The sequence below is a fragment of the Achromobacter sp. 1012554356 genome (assembly GCF_059760815.1).
On sequence record NZ_JCBANC010000048.1, the window covers coordinates 1 to 16493 of the forward strand.

Genomic DNA, 16493 nt, shown 5'->3' on the forward strand with positions numbered 1-16493 from the left:
TGCCGCAACTTGCCGGCACGGGCGTCGTCATTATGCGCCTGTCGCGCTGCAAACGGCCGGCGTAAGCCGGCCAGTTGCATTTACAGCGGCTTGGCGAGCTGCTCCAGGATGGCGGGGTTTTCCAGCGTGGACACATCCTGCGTCACTTCCTCGCCCTTGGCGACCACGCGCAGCAGGCGGCGCATGATCTTGCCCGAACGGGTCTTGGGCAGGTTGTCGCCAAAACGGATGTCCTTGGGCTTGGCGATGGGGCCGATCTCGCGGGCGACCCAGTCGCGCAATTGCTTGGCGATGGCCTGGGCCTCTTCGCCTTCCGGACGCGAACGCTTGAGCACCACGAAGGCCACGACGGCCTCGCCGGTCGTGTCGTCGGGACGGCCCACGACGGCGGCTTCGGCGACCATCTCGTGCGCCACCAGCGCCGATTCGACTTCCATCGTGCCCAGCCGGTGACCCGAGACGTTCAGCACGTCGTCGATACGGCCCATGATCCAGAAGTAGCCGTCCGCGTCGCGCTGCGCGCCGTCGCCCGCGAGGTAATACCCGCGCAGTTCAGACGGGAAGTAGCTCTTCTTGAAGCGCTCCGGGTCGCCCCAGATGTTGCGGATCATGGCGGGCCACGGACGCTTGATGACCAGGAAGCCGCCATTGCCCTTTTCGACGTCGCCGCCGGTCTCGTCCACGATGGCCGCGGCGATGCCCGGCAGGGGCAGCGTGCACGAGCCAGGCTTGGTGGGCGTGGCGCCCGGCAGCGGCGTGATCATGTGCCCGCCGGTTTCGGTTTGCCACCAGGTGTCCACGATGGGGCAGCGCTCGCGGCCGACGTTCTTGTGATACCACATCCAGGCTTCGGGATTGATGGGCTCTCCCACCGTGCCGATGATGCGCAGCGAGTCCAGGTCGTAGTTCTTGGGATGCGCCTCGGGCGTGCCTTCCGAGGCCTTGATCAGCGAGCGGATCGCGGTGGGCGCCGTATAGAACGTGGTGACCTTGTGGCGCGCGATCATGTCCCAGAAGCGGCCGGCGTTGGGGAACGTGGGCACGCCTTCAAAGACGACCTGCGTCAGGCCCGCGGCAAGCGGACCGTAGGTGATGTACGTGTGACCCGTGACCCAGCCCACGTCGGCCGTGCACCAGTAGACGTCGTCCTTGCGGGCGTCGAAGGTCCACTTGACGGTCAGGAGCGCCCACAGCAGGTAGCCGGCGGACGAATGCTGCACGCCCTTGGGCTTGCCGGTGGAGCCGGAGGTGTAAAGAATGAACAGCGGATGCTCGGCGTTGACCGGAACCGGTTCGCAGATGTCGGACTGGCCGGCCTCGACGTCCTGCATCCAGACGTCGCGGCCTTCGTTCCATTGCACCTTGCCGCCCGTGCGGCGGTACACGACGACCTTGGTGACGGCCTCGCAGCCGCCCATGGCGATGGCTTCTTCGACGGCAGGCTTGAGCGGAATGGTCTTGCCGCCGCGCACTTGTTCGTCGGCGGTGATGACGAGCGATGCACCCACGTCGACGATGCGTTCCTGCAGGCTCTTGGCCGAGAAACCGCCGAACACCACCGAGTGCGTCACGCCAAGGCGGGCGCAGGCCTGCATGGCGACCACGGCTTCGATGGACATGGGCATGTAGATGATGGCGCGATCGCCCTTCTTGTAGCCCAGCGCCGCCAGCCCGTTGGCAAAGCGGCACACGCGCGCCAGCAGCTCGCGGTAGGTGACCTTGTCGACCTTGCCGTCATCGGATTCGAAGATGATGGCGGTCTTGTCGGCGTTGCCGTTGGCCAGGTGGACGTCCAGGCAGTTGGCCGAGACGTTCAGTTCGCCGTCGCCGAACCAGCGATAGAACGGGGCATCGGACTCGTCCAGCACCTGCGTGAAGGGCTTGGTCCACTGCAGATTGTCGCGGGCCTGTCCGGCCCAGAATCCGTCGAAGTCGTTTTCGACCTGCGCGCACAGCGCGTTGTAGGCGTCCATGCTGGAAATCGCGGCGCCCTGCGCGGCGCGCTCGGGCGGCGGAAACACGCGGTTTTCCACCAGGACGGACTCAATAGCGTTCGACATGATCTTGTCTCCAATCGGTGATTCTGTTGTTTATGCTGCTTTTTTATTACCCACCTGCAACCGTATCGCCGCGCTCTTACGAGCACCTTACGCAAAATGCGGGCCGGAGCCCGCAGATTGACGAGGCCCAAGGCGATGCGTCTGCGCCGGATCTGGGCAGGAAGACGCCGCAAGGCGCCGACCGGGCAGCATGCACAAGCCAACGACGCGCCGCCCTGCGACGCGTCAACAATGCCAAGCAATCAGCATGCGCCGCCGCATCGAGACACGGCGGCACAAGGCAGTCCATAAGGATAGCAGCCGCTTGCAGCTTGGCGTATACCGCATTCAGGCGGCCTGCCGGGCAAGGCCCCGCTTCATATCCACCCGCGACAACAGGACCAGTCCGCCGACGAAGAACAGCCCGGTGACAAGGATGGCCAGGCGATGATTGCCTTCCGTGACCCACGTCACCAGCCCGTACGTCAACGGGCCGATCACGGCGGCAAGCTGCACGGCGAAGGTCCACAGCGAATAGAACTCGGCCAGCCGGCCCGCCGGCGCCAGCGCGCCGGTCATGGCGCGGCCCGCGCTTTGCGTCGTGCCCATGCACAGGCCGGCCAGCACGGCCGCCACCCAGAACACCGGCGCGGTCACGGCCGCATAGGCCACCAACACCATCACGATCCACCCGACCAGCGTGATCGCCAGCGCCGGCTTGTGGCCAATGCGGTCCTGCACGTAGCCGAACGAAAACGCCCCGGCCGCCGCGCCGATGTTCACGGTGAACACCAGCAGCATGATCTGCGGCGTGGTGAATCCCATGACTTCCGACGCATACACCGCGGCCAGCGTGATCACGACCGAGATGCCGGCCTGATAGCAGGCAATGCACATCAAGAGGCGCCGGAACTCCGGAAAATGCAGGCCCGTTTCGCGCCAGGCATAGGCCAGGCGTTTCAGCATATGCAGCGCGGGCGGATTGCCCGGCTGCGGCGTGGCACGCTCGCGCAGCATGAAGAACGACGGCAGCGCGGCCAGCGCAAACACCGAGGCCGTCACCACGATGACCCACGGCACGAATTGCTCTGCAGTGTCGCCGCGCGCTTCGGCCAACGTCACCACCACGAGCGACAGGCCCAGCGTCAGCATGCCGCCGAAATAGCCAAAGCTCCATCCCCAGCCAGAAACGCGGCCCAACGCCTGCGGCTTGGCAAGTTCAGGCAGAAACGCCGCGACCACGGATTCGCCGACGCAATAGCAGAAGTTGGACACGACGATGGCGGCCAGCGCCAGCCAGACGTCGCCCGGCCCGGCCTGCGTCAGGACCAGCGTAGCCGCCACGCAGCCGGCCGTGCTGGTGTAGAGCAGCCGCCGCTTGCCGGCCCGCGCATCGGCGCGCGCGCCCAGTGTGGGCATGGTCAGCATGATGAGGAGGTACGACAGCGACAGCGCGGCCGTCCAGGCCAGCGTCGCCCAGGTGGCGCGCCCGGCGACCACGCCGACGAAGTAGGTGCTGAAGACCGCCGTGAGGATCACGGTGGTGTAGCCGGAGTTCGCGAAGTCGTACATGGCCCAGGCCCAGACTTCGCGCCGTTTCACGCCGGGGTTCAGCGGACCGCTGTCCGCTCCCCGGGTGTCCTGCGCGGAAACGCCGGCCGGCGTTTCCGGCGGCAGCGCCTGGCTCATAGGCCCAGCGCGGCAATGCCTGCTTGCGCGATCTGCACGTCTTCGGTCGACTTCACGCCCGAAACGCCCACCGCGCCCACGACCTGGCCGTCAACGACGACCGGCACGCCGCCCTCGAGCATGCCTTCGATCAGCGGCGCCGACAGGAACGAGTAGCGGCCGTTGTTGATCAGTTCTTCGTAGATGCGCGATTCGCGGCGGCCCAGCGCGGCCGTCTTGGCCTTGGCGGGCGCGATGTGCGACGAGATCGGCGCCGCATCGTCCAGACGCAGCATGCCCAGCAGATGGCCGCCATCGTCGGTCACGGCGATGGTGACGGCCCACTTGTTCTGCAAGGCGTGTGCTTCGGCCGCGGCCAGGATCTTTTTGACGTCGTCGGCGCTCAGCACGGGTTTGGTTTTCATTGCAGTGACTCCTTGATCTGTTCGAGGGCGTTAGGGTCTTCCATGGTGGTCAGGTCGCCGGGATCGCGCGATTCGCATACCGCGACGATCGCGCGGCGCAGCACCTTGCCGGAACGGGTCTTGGGCAGGGCGCCCACGAACCGGATCCTGGCCGGCCTTGCCACCGCCCCCAGCTGTTCTTCCACCAGCCGCATGATATCCGCTTCCAGCTGCTTTGCCGCTTCCGGCGTGTCGGCGCCGGCGGGATTCTTCAGCACGGCAAACGCCATGGCGACCTGCCCCTTGAGCGGGTCGGACACCCCCACCACCGCGCATTCCGCGATGCCGTTGTGGCTGTTGACCGATTCCTCGATTTCACGCGTGCCCAGCCGGTGACCCGCCACGTTGATCACGTCGTCCGTGCGGCCCAGGATGAACCAGTAGCCATCGGCGTCCACCCGCCCCCAGTCGAAGGTCGAATACACCTGCCGGCCTGGAATCGACGTGAAGTAGGTCTCGACGAAGCGCGCGTCGTCGCCCCAGATGGTGGACATGGCGCCGGGCGGCAGCGGCGGCACGATGGCGACCACGCCCTTCTCGTCGGGGCCCAGGTCTTCGCCGGAGGACTCGCTGACGATGCGCGCATCAAAGCCATACACCGGGAACGAGGGGCTGCCAAACCGGGTGGCGACTTTTTCGACGCCCGGCTGCGCCGACAGGATCGGCCAGCCGGACTCCGTCTGCCAGTAGTTGTCGATGATGGGCTTGCCCAGACCCTCGGAGATCCATTGCGCCGTTGGCTCGTCGAGCGGCTCCCCGGCCAGATACACGGCGCGCAGCGTCGACAGATCGTGCCGTCTCAAGAGCTCGGGATCCTGGCGCTTGAGCACGCGCACCGCCGTGGGCGCCGAAAACAGCGTGTTCACCCCGAATTGCTCGACCAGCTTCCAGAGAATCGCGCCGTCCGGGCGCACGGGTGTTCCTTCGTACAGAATGGTCGATTGCCCGCCGATGAGCGGTCCATAGACGATATAGGAATGCCCGACCACCCAGCCGATGTCGCTCGTGCAGAAATAAGTGTCGCCGGGCTTGCCATCGAACAGGTACTCCATGGACGACGCCAGCGCCACGGCGTAGCCGCCCGTGTCGCGCTGCACGCCCTTGGGTCGGCCGGTGGTGCCGGATGTATAGAGGATGTAACTGGGCTCGGACGATTCAAGCCACTCGACGGGCACGCGCGCGCCGCGGTGCCGTTCGCGCAGCGTGGCGTAATCCAGGTCGCGTCCAGCCACCGGCTCGAACGGGGCCAGACCGCGGTCGAACACCACCACCGACGCGGGCGGTGATTTTGCCAGGCTCAAGGCGCGGTCCAGCAGCGGCTTGTACGGCACGACCTTGCCGGCCCGCGAGCCGCCGTCCGTGCACACCACCACCTTGGGCGCGGCATCGTCGATGCGCTGCGCCAGGTTGACGGACGCAAAACCGCCGAACACCACCGAATGCACGGCCCCGATGCGCGCGCAGGCAAGCATGGTGAACACCGCTTCCGGCACCATCGGCATGTAAAGCAGCACCCGGTCGCCGCGTCCCACCCCCAACTCGCGCAGCATGGCGGCGGCGGCATTCACCTCTTCAAAGACGTCCTGCCGCGTATAGATCTGCTCGCGGTCCACCTCGGTGGATACCCAGATCAGCGCCGGCTTGTCCGCCTGGGTCGGCAGCCAGCGATCCACGGCGTTGTAGCAAAGATTTGTGTGCCCGCCGACGAACCACTTGGCGAAGGGCGGACGCGAGAAATCCAGCACATTGTCAAAAGGCGTTTCCCAGTGGATGCGCGTGGCCTCTTCGCGCCAGAACGCGTCGCGGTCATTCACCGAGCGATAGTGGAAATCCCGGGTTCTTTGCATGTTTGTCTCCTGGTATTGTTCATAGGCCTTAAGGCTGATTGATTTCTTGTCAAATCATTTCGGTCATTCTGGTAGGCAAACCTTGCACGAGGCTTGCCGCAAGTCAAAAAATTCTTCCAGATGTCCACGCTGCATGGATATTTAGGGCCGATACGTAACGAAGCGGCACTAAAAGTTTGGTAGAATCCCCGCGAAGTTGCACATAATTGTTGAATTTGCTGACATCTCGGCCCCAACCGCGGCTAATGCGCGGTTTTTGCTGTGTTCAGTGAATCATCCCCAGGCGAATGCATCGACACTCCATACCCGCGCGATTCAATTCAACCACTGGCCTTGCAAAGCGCGGTCTGCGCATGCTCGCGTTGGTTGCTTGCGTTGCGGGTCTGGCGGGTTGTGCAAGCACTAGCCAAAAGTCAACCGCCCATACGTCCGAGATCGATCCCTACGAGATGGAATGGGTTGCCACCGCCGATGACCCGATCGGCATGCTGGTGGTCCAGAAATTCAAGCGTGAACGCCAGCGCACCCATTCGGGTGTCGGCACCGACAACGCCATGGTCAGCGAAGCCCTGAATCACCTGGGCATCCGCTATCGATTCGGCGGCAGCTCCCCCGACACCGGCTTTGATTGCAGCGGCCTCGTCGCTTACTCAGCCGAACGTGGTCTGGGCCTGAAGCTGCCCCGCAACGCCGCCGAGATCGCGCAGCAAGGCGTGGCCGTCGCCAAGAACGAACTGCAGGCCGGCGACCTCGTCTTCTTCAACACCATGGGCCGCCGCTACTCCCACGTTGGCATCTATCTGGGCGACGACCGCTTCGTGCACTCCCCCAGCGCCGGCGGTGTGGTGCGTGTCGAAAAAATGACCATGGCCTACTGGTCCAAGCGCTACAACGGCGCTCGCCGCCTGGACAACACCCTGATGGCATCGGCCCGCGCGGCCAACTGACGCCCTGCCCTGTCTCAAGGCAACATAGTCGCACGCAGGCCTGCCCGCCGCCATCGTCCAAATGCAAAACGCCGCCCGACTTTCGTCCGGCGGCGTTTTTGTTTGTTCTCTTCGCGGCGGTCAGGCCGCAGGCCGTATCGGCCTCCCCAGTTTGTCGTGGATGCGCGGCAAGACGCGTCCCGTCAATGAACCGTGCCGGCGCGCGGGCACAGGCCGCATTGCTGCAGGGCCTGCTGCATGCTGCACACGGAACGGCGACAAGCGACGACCCGGATGCCGCCGCGCTGCGCGGCGTTGCGGAAGGTCTTCATGACGTTGTGGCCAAGAAAATCGGTAAGCAGGATGACCAGCTGCGTGCCCGAGGGCAGTTGCAGGGTCTTCTTCTGATGCGAGGGATCGCGCCCGCTGATGTGGTGCGTGATCGAGATGTTGTGTCCCTTGAGCAGATCGGGAATATTGCCGAGGCGGTCGGCGCCCACTACCACTGCACTAAGTCCTGCCGTCATGATTTACCTCACTGGGTCGTTGAGCCTGGATGTAATGATAATGATTCCTATTTTTTCGTCAACTCAAATGAGATCGGTTCTTATTTAATTATTTTTATGAGCTTATGGAAAGGGATAGCCGTCTCACGCTTTTCCAGGGGCAACGGGCAAAAAAAACGCGACGTCGTGAGGACGTCGCGCCATGTCGATGCGGGAGCCAGCAGCCGGGCTACTTCGGCGGGCCCTGCACCGCATCCGTGACGACCGCCCGGGTCAGCGACGGCGCCAGCATTTCCAGGAAGGTGTAGACGTAATCGCGCAGGAACACGCCCGCCTTCACGCCCACGCGGGTGGTGTGCGTGCCGAACAGGTGCCCCACCGGCAGGCCGACCAGATTGGAATCGCGGCGCGGGTCGTAGGCGACGCCCGCGATGATGCCGATGCCCAGGCCCACGTCCACGTACGTCTTGATCACGTCGGCGTCGATGGCTTCGAGCACGATGTCCGGATGGATGCCCTGATTGGCAAAGATCTCGTCGATCGTGCTGCGGCCGGTGAAGGCGCGATCGTACGTCACGATGGGGTACTCGGCCAACTGCGCCAGCGACAGGCGCTTGGCGGCGCTGGAGGTCAATTCGGCCAACGGGTGATCGGGCCGCACCACCACGGTGTGCTCCCACGCATAGACCGGCAAGGTCGCCAGGCCCGGCGTCAGTGCCAGCGATTCGGTCGCCAGCGCCAGATCCGCCTGCTCATGCAGCACCATCTCGGCAAGCTGGGCGGGGCTGCCCTCGGCCAGCGACAGGTGAACCTTGGGGAATTGCTTGCGGAACGCGGGAATCACGCGGGGCAGCAGGTAGCGCGCCTGCGTGTGGGTGCAGGCAATCACCAAGCCGCCTTCATCGCGGCGCGCGAATTCGTCGCTGACCTTCTTCAGGTTATCGACTTCGCGCATGATGCGGTCGATGACCTGCGACACGGCCAGACCCGGCTTGGTCAGCCCCTTGATGCGCTTGCCGTGGCGTTCGAAGATCTTGATGCCCAGCTCGTCCTCGAACTCGATGATGGCCTTGGAGACGCCGGGCTGCGACGTGTACAGCATCCGGGCGGCTTCGGTCAGGTTGAAGTCGCGCCGGATGGTTTCACGCACGAAACGAAATTGCTGGAGGTTCATTAATTGGCCCCTGATAGACGGGCCAATTATAAGTAATAAGAACGCCTCGCTATATGAATTATTTGTATAAGCTTAGGAGCAAGGCGTCCCCTCTTTTAGCGCATCGAGATCGTGGTGTTGACGGTCTTGGCGTGCGCCGACCAGCGTGCGGTGACGGTCTTGGTCTGCGTCCAGAACTGCACGGCCTGCTTGCCATTGGGACCCAGGTCGCCCAGCTTGGAACCACGCGAACCCGTGAAGCTGAACCACGCCACCGGCACCGGAATCGGCACGTTGATGCCGACCTGGCCCACGTCGATGTTGTTCTGGAAGTAGCGGGCCGCGCCCCCGTCCTGCGTGAACAGGGCGACGCCATTGCCGTTGGGGTTGCGGTTGATGAAAGCCACCGCGTCTTCCAGCGTCTCGACGCCGACGCAGCACAGGACCGGCCCGAAGATTTCCTCGGTATAGATGGTCATGTTCTCGGCAACGCCATCGAACACCGTGGGGCCGACGAAGTTGCCTTCCTCGAAGCCCGAGACCTTCAGGTTGCGGCCGTCGAGCAACAGCTTGGCGCCTTCGTCCACACCCTTCTGGATCAGGCTTTCCACGCGCTTCTTCGCATTGGGCGACACCAGCGGACCCAGATCGGCTTGGCGATCCGTGCCGGCGTTGACCTTGAGCTTCTTGGCGCGTTCGACGAAATCAGGCAACCAGTTGCGGGCCTCGCCCACCAGCACGGCCACGGACGACGCCATGCAGCGCTGGCCGGCCGCACCGAAAGCGGCGCCCAGCAACTGGTTCAGCGCGACTTCCGGATCCGCGTCCGGCAGGACCACGCAGTGGTTCTTGGCGCCCATCATCGACTGGCAGCGCTTGCCGGCGGCAGACGCGCGGTTGTAGATCTCGGTACCCACACGGGTCGAGCCGATGAACGACACCGCCTTGATGTCCGGATGCTCGCACAGGCCGTTGGCCGTCTCGGGACCGCCGTGCACGACGTTCAGCACGCCCGGCGGCAGGCCGGCTTCCAGCGCCAGCTCCGCCAGGAACAGGGACGAAGTCGGATCCTGCTCGGACGGCTTCAGCACGAACGTGTTGCCGCAGGCCACGGCGATGGGGAACATGAAGCACGGCAGCATCACCGGGAAGTTGAACGCGGTGATGCCCGCGCACACGCCCAGCGGCTGGATCAGGGTGTAGACGTCGATGCCGGTCGCCGCGTTTTCCGCGTATTCGCCCAGTTGCAGGTTGGCGATCGAGCAGGCGTGCTCGACCACTTCCAGGCCACGACCGACTTCACCCTCGGCGTCCGGCAGCGTCTTGCCGTGTTCGCGGGTGATCATCTCGGCCAGTTTGCCGGTATTGGCGCGCAGCAGTTCCTGGAACTTGAGCATGACGCGCATGCGTGCGCCCTGCCCGGCGTTGCGCCAGGTCTTGAAAGCCTCCTTGGCATTGGAGACGGCCAGGTCCAGTTCTTCGCGCGTGGCGAAGGGCACCTTGGCAACGACCTCCTGGGTGGCGGGGTTGATCACGTCTCGCCATTCGGTGGTTTTGGACTGCACAAGCTTGCCGCCGATCAGTAGCGGAACGCGCGGGACTTCACTCATTTTGATGCTCCTCACACTGCGTAGTCGATGCGGATGGTCGTCCGCGTTCTTGGATCGAGCCGGGCCCGCGTGACAAGCGTCCGCGGGCCTCGGGTTATTTCTTCACCAGCGGGCAGGTCGAATCGGCCAGGGGCTGGAAGGCTTCGGCCGCCGGAATGGTGGCCACCAGCTTCGAATAGTCCCAGCCGCCCTTGGAGTCCGCAGGCTTCTTGACTTCGTACAGGTACATATCGTGAATCACGCGGCCGTCCGGGCGGATCGACGCGTTGCGCATGATGGGATCCTTGATGGGGAGGTCGCGCATCTTGTCGGCCACGACCTTGCCATCGGTGCTGTTGGCTGCGGCCACCGCGCGCAGGTAATGCAGCACGCTCGAATACACGCCGGCCTGCGTCATGGTGGGCTTCAGGCCGCGGAAGGCCTTTTCAAAACGCCCGGACCACTCGCGCGTCGCATCGTCGTAGTCCCAGTAGAAGCCGTCCACGTAGGACAGCCCCTGGGCGTTCTCCAGGCCCAGCGCACGCAGGTCGGACAGGAAGATCAGCAGGGAAACCAGCCGCTGCCCGCCGGCCACGATGCCGAACTCGCGCGCCTGCTTGACGGCGTTGACGGTGTCCTGGCCGCCGTTGGCCAGCGCCACCACCTGCGCCTTCGAGCTTTGCGCCTGCAGCAGGTAGGACGCAAAGTCGGGCGCGTTCAGCGGATGACGCACGCTGCCGGCGACCGTGCCGCCCAACGCCTTGACCGCCTTGACCGTGTCGGCTTCCAGCGAGTGGCCGAATGCGTAGTCGACGGTGATGAAGAACCACGACTTGCCGCCCTCGCGCACGGTCGCCTTGGCGCCGCCAGCGGACTGCGAGTAGGTGTCGAACATCCAATGAAAGCCGACCGGCGAGCACTCTTTGTTGGTCAGCGCCGTGGTGGCCGGACCGGAGAACATCACCACCTTGTTCTTTTCGCGGGCGATGCCTTGCACGGCCAGCGCCACGGCGGAATTGGTGAGGTCGGCAATGGCGGTGACGCCGTCGCGATCGAACCATTCGCGGGCGCGGGCAGCGCCGACGTCGGCCTTGTTCTGGTTGTCCGCGGACACCAGGTCGATCTTCATGCCCTTGCACTCTGCCGCCAGGCAGTCGTCGATGGCCAACTGCGCCGCCGCAACCGAACCTGCGCCCCCCATGCCGGCATACGTGCCGGACATATCCGTCAGAATGCCGATCTTCACTGGCGGCTTATCCGCCGCCTGGGCCTGCCCAAGCAATCCGGCGCCCAGACACAAGCCTGCGGCGAGCCCGCGTGCGTGCAATTTCATGGATTTGTCTCCTGAGTTTTTATGCGCTGAGTGGTAGCGTTGTGGCGCCGTCTTCGCGGCCCGCGGTCCCAGGGCATAGCCCAAGGCCTGCCGATCCAGTGTAGATGTGTGAAAATCAACAAGCAACACTACAAATGCACATTCCTTGTGCATTCATGCACACACAAAAAAAGCCGTTCGGCAGCGTGCTGCCAGGGCCTTGGAGCGTTGGATCTTGCTTGATTGGGACAGCCTGCGGTACTTCCTGGAAGTGGCCCGCACGCAGCGCGTCAGCGCGGCGGCGCGCAAGCTTGGGGTGGAGCACACCACCGTCTCGCGCCGCATCCGGGCGCTGGAAACGGAACTGGACACCCTGCTCTTCGAAAAATCCCGCAGCGCGGGCTTCGTGCTGACCGACGACGGCCAGCGCCTTTTCGTCCACGCCGAGCAGATGGAAAGCGTCGTGCACACTGCGCGCGAGAACCTGTCCGGCATCGGGCAGGCGCTGTCGGGGCATTTACGCATTGGCGCCACCGAGGGCTTCGGCAGTTACGTGCTGACCCCGCTGGCCGCCGATTTCCAGCGGCGCTATCCGCACATCACGCTGGACATCCTGCCCGTGCCGCGCTTTGTCAGCCTGTCCAAGCGCGAGGCCGACCTGGCCATCACCATCGAGCGCCCGCAGCGCGGCCCGTATGTGTGCAGCAAGCTGTGCGACTACACGCTGCGGCTGTACGGCACGCCGGGCTACCTGGCAAACCATGCGCCGATCACCCGCCGCGAAGACCTCGCGGATCACACGTTCATTGGCTATGTGGACGAGCTGCTGTTCAGCGAGCGCTTGCGGTATCTGGAAGACCTGCTGCCGGCGAGCAAGGTGGTGTTGCGCAGCACGAGCGTCGTGGCCCAGTACCACGCAGCGCTGCAGGGCCAGTCGCTCGCGATCCTGCCGTGCTTCATCGCGGCCCAGGATCCGAGGCTGAAACCCGTGCTGCAGGACGAGATCGCCATCACGCGCTCGTTCTGGATGTACTGCCACGAAGACCTGCGCAAGCTCAAGCGCGTGACCGTGCTGTGGGAGTTCATCCGCAAATCGGTATTGAAAAACGCCGACCTGTTGGCAGGCCGGCGTGGAACGATGAAGTATCTGCCCTGAAGACGCCGACCGGCGGCGCCCGCTTCGCTAGGTGCTGTTCTTCGGCGCCTTCACGCGCAGGCGGCGCATCAGCAGGAAGGCGGTCAGCAGCGCAACGGCGCCATGGATCAGCCACACCCCCAGGCCAAAGCTGAGCTTGCCGTTGGAGATCCAGGCGCGCGACAGGTTGATCATATTCATATAGAGCAGGCCGACCAGACCGGCGATGAGCAGGTCGCCCGAACGCCCCAACCGCGGATTCACGGCGCCAAGCGGAATGGCCAGCAGCGCAAGATTCAGCGCGGCGAGCGGCAGCGAGATCCGCCACATGACCTGCGACCAGCTGCTGTTGGTGTTGTCTTCGACGAGCTGCGGCGTGCTGCGCGCCTTGGAGGAACGCTCCGCCGCCGCGCGGGCCTCGGCCATCGGATCGCCCCCCGACTTGCTCTCGAGGCGCAGGCCGTATTTTTCGAAATGCACGAGGCGAAGCTCGGGCGTGCCCGGCTTCAGGTCGTACCGATGGCCCTCACCCAACACCAGGAAACGGTCGCCGTTGGGCAGCGTTTCGCTGTGCGCGCTGCTTGCGGTCAGCACGCTGAGCCATTCAGGGCCGATCTCGCGCGCGAACACGTTGCCGAGTTCGTCGGCGGGATTGACGGGGTCTTCGGCAAAGAAGACGCGGTTGCCGCCAGAGGACTCGGCAAACTGGCCGGCCGTGACCTTGGACAGGTCGGAGCGCTGCTCGAAGCGTTCGTGATATTCGCCAATCTGACGGTAGGCCCAGGGCGACGCCACCAGCGTCAGGCCCGCCACGGCAAGCGCAACGGGCACGGCCACGCGCAGCACAGGCTTGAGCCAATCCGCCAGCGACAGCCCGCTGGCAAACCACACCACCATTTCGGATTCGCGGTAGTTGCGCGTGACCGTGGTCAGCACGGCGATGAAGATCGAGACCGCCAGGATGGTCGGCAGCGCGGTGATGGTGGAAAGCGCGGCAAGCACGACCACCACGTCCGCTCCGATGTTGCCCCCCGCGGCCTCGCCGAGCAGGCGCACGAGAAGCACGCTGAGCCACACGACGAGCAACGTGGAAAAGACAACGCCAGCGTGACTGGTGATCTCGCTGACGACAGAGCGTTTGAATAGAGACATGGGAGAATATGCGGGATAATCGACCGCATCATACACAGACGCACACGGGAAACCCTCATGGAATTTAGCACACAGACCACCGCTTCCCTGCACCAGGTCAAAACCGCGGCCCTTGCCGTCGGCGTGTACGCGGACGGCGTGTTGAGCCCCGCCGCCGACATCATCGACCGCGCTTCCAACGGCGCCGTACGTGCGGTGGTCAAAAGCGAATTCCGCGGCCGCGCCGGCGCGACGCTGACCCTGCGCACGCTGCCGGGTGTCACCGCGCAACGCGTGGTCCTGGTCGGTCTGGGCAAGCAGGAAGAATACTCGGCCCGCACCCATGCGTCGGCCGAGCAGGCATTCGCCGCGTCCTGCGTCGCTGCCCAGCTTACCGAAGGCGTGTCCACGCTCCTCGCCAATCCCATCGCCGGCACCGACCTCATTGCGCGCGCCCGCAGCGCCGCGATCGCGGCCGGCAGCGCGGTCTACCACTACGACGCCAGCTTCGGCAAACCCGACCGCGACGCGCGCCCCAAGCTCAAGAAGATCGTGCAGGTCGTCGAGCGCGCCGACGCGGCACAGGCTCAGAAAGGCCTGCGCGAAGGCAGCGCCATCGCCAACGGCATGGAGCTGACCCGCACGCTGGGCAACCTGCCGGGCAACATCTGCACGCCCACGTATCTGGGCGACACCGCCAAGCGCCTGGCGCGCGAATTCAAGTCGCTGAAGGTCGAGGTTCTGGACCGCAAGCAGGTCGAAGCACTGGGCATGGGCTCGTTCCTGTCTGTTGCGCGCGGCTCCGAGGAAGCGCTGCGCTTCATCGTGCTGCGCCACGCCGGCGCCAAGGCCGCCAAAAAGGGCGCCAAGGCCGCGCAGGGTCCGATCGTGCTGGTCGGCAAGGGCATCACGTTCGACGCCGGCGGCATCTCGCTCAAGCCTGCGGCCACCATGGACGAAATGAAGTACGACATGTGCGGCGCCGCCAGCGTGCTGGGTTCGTTCCGCGCCCTGGCCGAGCTCGAACTGCCGCTGGACGTCGTCGGCCTGATCCCCGCGTGCGAGAACCTGCCCAGCGGCAAGGCCAACAAGCCGGGCGACGTGGTCACCAGCATGGCCGGCCTGACCATCGAAATCCTGAATACCGACGCCGAAGGCCGCCTGGTCCTGTGCGACGCCCTCACCTACGCCGAACGCTTCAAGCCGTCGGCCGTGATCGACATCGCCACGCTGACCGGCGCCTGCGTCGTGGCGCTGGGCAACGTCAACACGGGCCTGTTCTCCAAGGACGACGCGCTGGCTGACGCACTGGCCTCGGCCGGCCGCCGCTCGCTGGACACGGCATGGCGCATGCCCATGGACGACGCCTACCAGGAACAGCTCAAGTCCAACTTCGCCGACCTCGCCAACATCGGCGGCCCTCCGGCCGGCGCGGTCACCGCCGCCTGCTTCCTGTCCCGCTTCGCCAAGGCCTATCCCTGGGCGCATCTGGACATCGCCGGCACCGCCTGGCGCGGCGGCAAGGACAAGGGCGCGACCGGCCGTCCGGTCCCGCTCCTGATGCAATACCTGCTGGACCAGGCTTGAAACGCCTGACGCCGACCGCCCCATGACGCGCATCGACTTCGCCTTCGGCGCGCCGGACCGCCTGCGCATGGCCTGCCAGGTCGTGCGCAAGCGCGTCCTGGCTGGCCAGCGGCTGGTGGTGTACTGTAAAGACGGTTCGCGGCTGTCCGCGTTCGACCGCATGCTGTGGGCGTTCGACGACACGGCCTTCGTGCCGCATGTGCTGGCAAACGATCCGCTGGCCGCTGAAACCCCGGTGGTCCTCACCGCCGGGGACCCGCTGCAGGCCTTGCAGGCGGCGGGGCAACCCGACCAGCCGCAGCCTTGGCTGATGAACCTGGACGACGATTGCCCGCCCGGATTCGATGCTTTCGAACGTCTGCTGGAAATCGTCTCCGACGACCCCGAAGACAAACAGGCGGCCCGGCAGCGCTGGCGGACCTACCTGACAGCCGGTCATACGCCGCAAAGCCACGACCTGAGCCGCAAGGCCACGCCTTGAGCGGCAACGCCCAAGGCGGCTGAACCGCCCCACGCGCGCCGCGCCCACCAGAATCTCGGGAGTTTCCATGCCCGCTCGCCCATCCGATCCCGGCATTCCTACCCTGACCCATCGGGCCGAACCCTCGTTCCACGACCCGGCCGACGACGACGCCGATGCGCCGCTCTTGACCGAACTGGCCGACGAGGCCGGTCCTGTGTATGAAAATGACCCGTATGAACATGACCCGTTTCCCGTCCTGACGGACGTGGCGGACGAGGACGAGCCGCCGGCGTTGCCGGTCTCGCGGACGTCCGAGCCAGCGGCAAACCCGCTTGCCGCGCCAGCGGCAACCCCGGCGGCAGTGCCGGCAGTGGCGCCTTCGCCGGCCACCGCCCCCGCACCGACCAGGCCCCTGCCCGACGCCACCGTGCTCGCCGCGCGCCTGCAGGCCGAGGTCGAACAGCTCATGCAGCAGGCGCTTGCCGACGCCATCAAGCAGCTTCAGGCGCGCATGGATGCGGAATTGCCTGCTATTGTTTCCCGTGTGCTCCATGAAGTTCGACGGGGGTGACCTTCGTCCATGTGCAGGACCAATTTGCCCGGCAACGGCCAGTCCTACTTCTTTCGCGAACTGGATTCTTCAGGGAACTGTAAGGTATCCTTCGCATCTAAG

14 protein-coding genes are annotated in these 16493 nt (G+C 65.1%); 5 read left to right on the forward strand and 9 right to left on the reverse strand.

The features are described from left to right. Nucleotides 1-80: 80 nt before the first annotated feature. From acs to AC6LJW_RS21705, 4 genes are all read right to left on the reverse strand, one after another. Nucleotides 81-2060 carry an acetate--CoA ligase gene (gene acs / locus AC6LJW_RS21690; RefSeq protein ID WP_498088228.1) on the reverse strand — a complete coding sequence of 660 codons (1980 nt, stop codon included), beginning with the start codon at nt 2058-2060 and terminating at the stop codon, nt 81-83. Nucleotides 2061-2387: 327 nt separating this feature from the next. After that, complete coding sequence (locus tag AC6LJW_RS21695) at nt 2388-3728, reverse strand: MFS transporter (RefSeq protein ID WP_498088229.1); 1341 nt, start codon at nt 3726-3728, stop codon at nt 2388-2390. Next, on the reverse strand, nt 3725-4132 hold the full coding sequence (locus AC6LJW_RS21700) for a heme-binding protein (RefSeq protein ID WP_056567970.1): 408 nt from the start codon (nt 4130-4132) through the stop codon (nt 3725-3727). The genes AC6LJW_RS21695 and AC6LJW_RS21700 overlap by 4 nt, the downstream gene beginning before the upstream one ends. Next, nucleotides 4129-6057, reverse strand: coding sequence for a propionate--CoA ligase (locus AC6LJW_RS21705; protein WP_498088244.1), 1929 nt, complete (start codon nt 6055-6057; stop codon nt 4129-4131). The genes AC6LJW_RS21700 and AC6LJW_RS21705 overlap by 4 nt, the downstream gene beginning before the upstream one ends. Nucleotides 6058-6305: 248 nt before the next feature. Here AC6LJW_RS21705 and AC6LJW_RS21710 point away from each other — a divergent pair, with 248 nt between their 5' ends. Further along, on the forward strand, nt 6306-6965 hold the full coding sequence (locus AC6LJW_RS21710) for a C40 family peptidase (protein WP_056567977.1): 660 nt from the start codon (nt 6306-6308) through the stop codon (nt 6963-6965). 182 nt (nt 6966-7147) lie between these two features. Here the strand turns inward: AC6LJW_RS21710 and AC6LJW_RS21715 are convergent, their stop codons facing one another. The 4 genes from AC6LJW_RS21715 to AC6LJW_RS21730 all read right to left on the reverse strand — a co-directional run bounded on the left by AC6LJW_RS21715 (nt 7148) and on the right by AC6LJW_RS21730 (nt 11525). Then, nucleotides 7148-7471 carry a DUF2325 domain-containing protein gene (locus AC6LJW_RS21715; RefSeq protein ID WP_035212827.1) on the reverse strand — a complete coding sequence of 108 codons (324 nt, stop codon included), beginning with the start codon at nt 7469-7471 and terminating at the stop codon, nt 7148-7150. A 208-nt stretch (nt 7472-7679) separates the two neighbouring features. Next, entirely contained in the window at nt 7680-8624 is a 945-nt protein-coding gene (locus AC6LJW_RS21720) for a CysB family HTH-type transcriptional regulator (RefSeq protein ID WP_056567980.1), read from the reverse strand. A 95-nt stretch (nt 8625-8719) separates the two neighbouring features. Next, a complete protein-coding gene (locus AC6LJW_RS21725) occupies nt 8720-10213 on the reverse strand; it encodes a CoA-acylating methylmalonate-semialdehyde dehydrogenase (protein ID WP_312430312.1) in 1494 nt (497 codons plus the stop codon). A 94-nt stretch (nt 10214-10307) separates the two neighbouring features. Further along, on the reverse strand, nt 10308-11525 hold the full coding sequence (locus AC6LJW_RS21730) for an ABC transporter substrate-binding protein (protein WP_056567986.1): 1218 nt from the start codon (nt 11523-11525) through the stop codon (nt 10308-10310). 214 nt (nt 11526-11739) lie between these two features. On the opposite strand from AC6LJW_RS21730, the gene AC6LJW_RS21735 reads away from it, so the two are divergent. Further along, entirely contained in the window at nt 11740-12660 is a 921-nt protein-coding gene (locus tag AC6LJW_RS21735) for a LysR family transcriptional regulator (RefSeq protein ID WP_498088230.1), read from the forward strand. Nucleotides 12661-12687: 27 nt separating this feature from the next. Here AC6LJW_RS21735 and lptF read toward each other — a convergent pair whose 3' ends face one another. After that, the gene (gene lptF / locus AC6LJW_RS21740) at nt 12688-13791 is read right to left on the reverse strand and encodes an LPS export ABC transporter permease LptF (protein ID WP_056567992.1); all 1104 of its coding nucleotides are present in this window, start codon (nt 13789-13791) and stop codon (nt 12688-12690) included. A 57-nt stretch (nt 13792-13848) separates the two neighbouring features. Here lptF and AC6LJW_RS21745 point away from each other — a divergent pair, with 57 nt between their 5' ends. The 3 genes from AC6LJW_RS21745 (at nt 13849) to AC6LJW_RS21755 (ending at nt 16391) form a co-directional block, all read left to right on the forward strand. Further along, nucleotides 13849-15357 (forward strand): leucyl aminopeptidase, encoded by a 1509-nt coding sequence (locus tag AC6LJW_RS21745; protein WP_498088231.1) that lies wholly within the window; start codon nt 13849-13851, stop codon nt 15355-15357. A 22-nt stretch (nt 15358-15379) separates the two neighbouring features. Beyond that, complete coding sequence (locus AC6LJW_RS21750) at nt 15380-15838, forward strand: DNA polymerase III subunit chi (RefSeq protein WP_498088232.1); 459 nt, start codon at nt 15380-15382, stop codon at nt 15836-15838. A 67-nt stretch (nt 15839-15905) separates the two neighbouring features. Then, nucleotides 15906-16391: a hypothetical protein gene (locus AC6LJW_RS21755; RefSeq protein WP_056568002.1), complete on the forward strand. Its 486-nt coding sequence runs from the start codon at nt 15906-15908 to the stop codon at nt 16389-16391. Nucleotides 16392-16493 lie beyond the last annotated feature (102 nt).

Coding starts and splice junctions, on each gene's coding strand:
- acs (WP_498088228.1), bottom strand. CDS start 2,060: ATGTCGAACGCTATTGAGTCCGTCCTGGTGGAAAACCGCGTGTTTCCG.
- AC6LJW_RS21695 (WP_498088229.1), bottom strand. CDS start 3,728: ATGAGCCAGGCGCTGCCGCCGGAAACGCCGGCCGGCGTTTCCGCGCAG.
- AC6LJW_RS21700 (WP_056567970.1), bottom strand. CDS start 4,132: ATGAAAACCAAACCCGTGCTGAGCGCCGACGACGTCAAAAAGATCCTG.
- AC6LJW_RS21710 (WP_056567977.1), top strand. CDS start 6,306: ATGCATCGACACTCCATACCCGCGCGATTCAATTCAACCACTGGCCTT.
- AC6LJW_RS21715 (WP_035212827.1), bottom strand. CDS start 7,471: ATGACGGCAGGACTTAGTGCAGTGGTAGTGGGCGCCGACCGCCTCGGC.
- AC6LJW_RS21720 (WP_056567980.1), bottom strand. CDS start 8,624: ATGAACCTCCAGCAATTTCGTTTCGTGCGTGAAACCATCCGGCGCGAC.
- AC6LJW_RS21725 (WP_312430312.1), bottom strand. CDS start 10,213: ATGAGTGAAGTCCCGCGCGTTCCGCTACTGATCGGCGGCAAGCTTGTG.
- AC6LJW_RS21730 (WP_056567986.1), bottom strand. CDS start 11,525: ATGAAATTGCACGCACGCGGGCTCGCCGCAGGCTTGTGTCTGGGCGCC.
- lptF (WP_056567992.1), bottom strand. CDS start 13,791: ATGTCTCTATTCAAACGCTCTGTCGTCAGCGAGATCACCAGTCACGCT.
- AC6LJW_RS21745 (WP_498088231.1), top strand. CDS start 13,849: ATGGAATTTAGCACACAGACCACCGCTTCCCTGCACCAGGTCAAAACC.
- AC6LJW_RS21750 (WP_498088232.1), top strand. CDS start 15,380: ATGACGCGCATCGACTTCGCCTTCGGCGCGCCGGACCGCCTGCGCATG.
- AC6LJW_RS21755 (WP_056568002.1), top strand. CDS start 15,906: ATGCCCGCTCGCCCATCCGATCCCGGCATTCCTACCCTGACCCATCGG.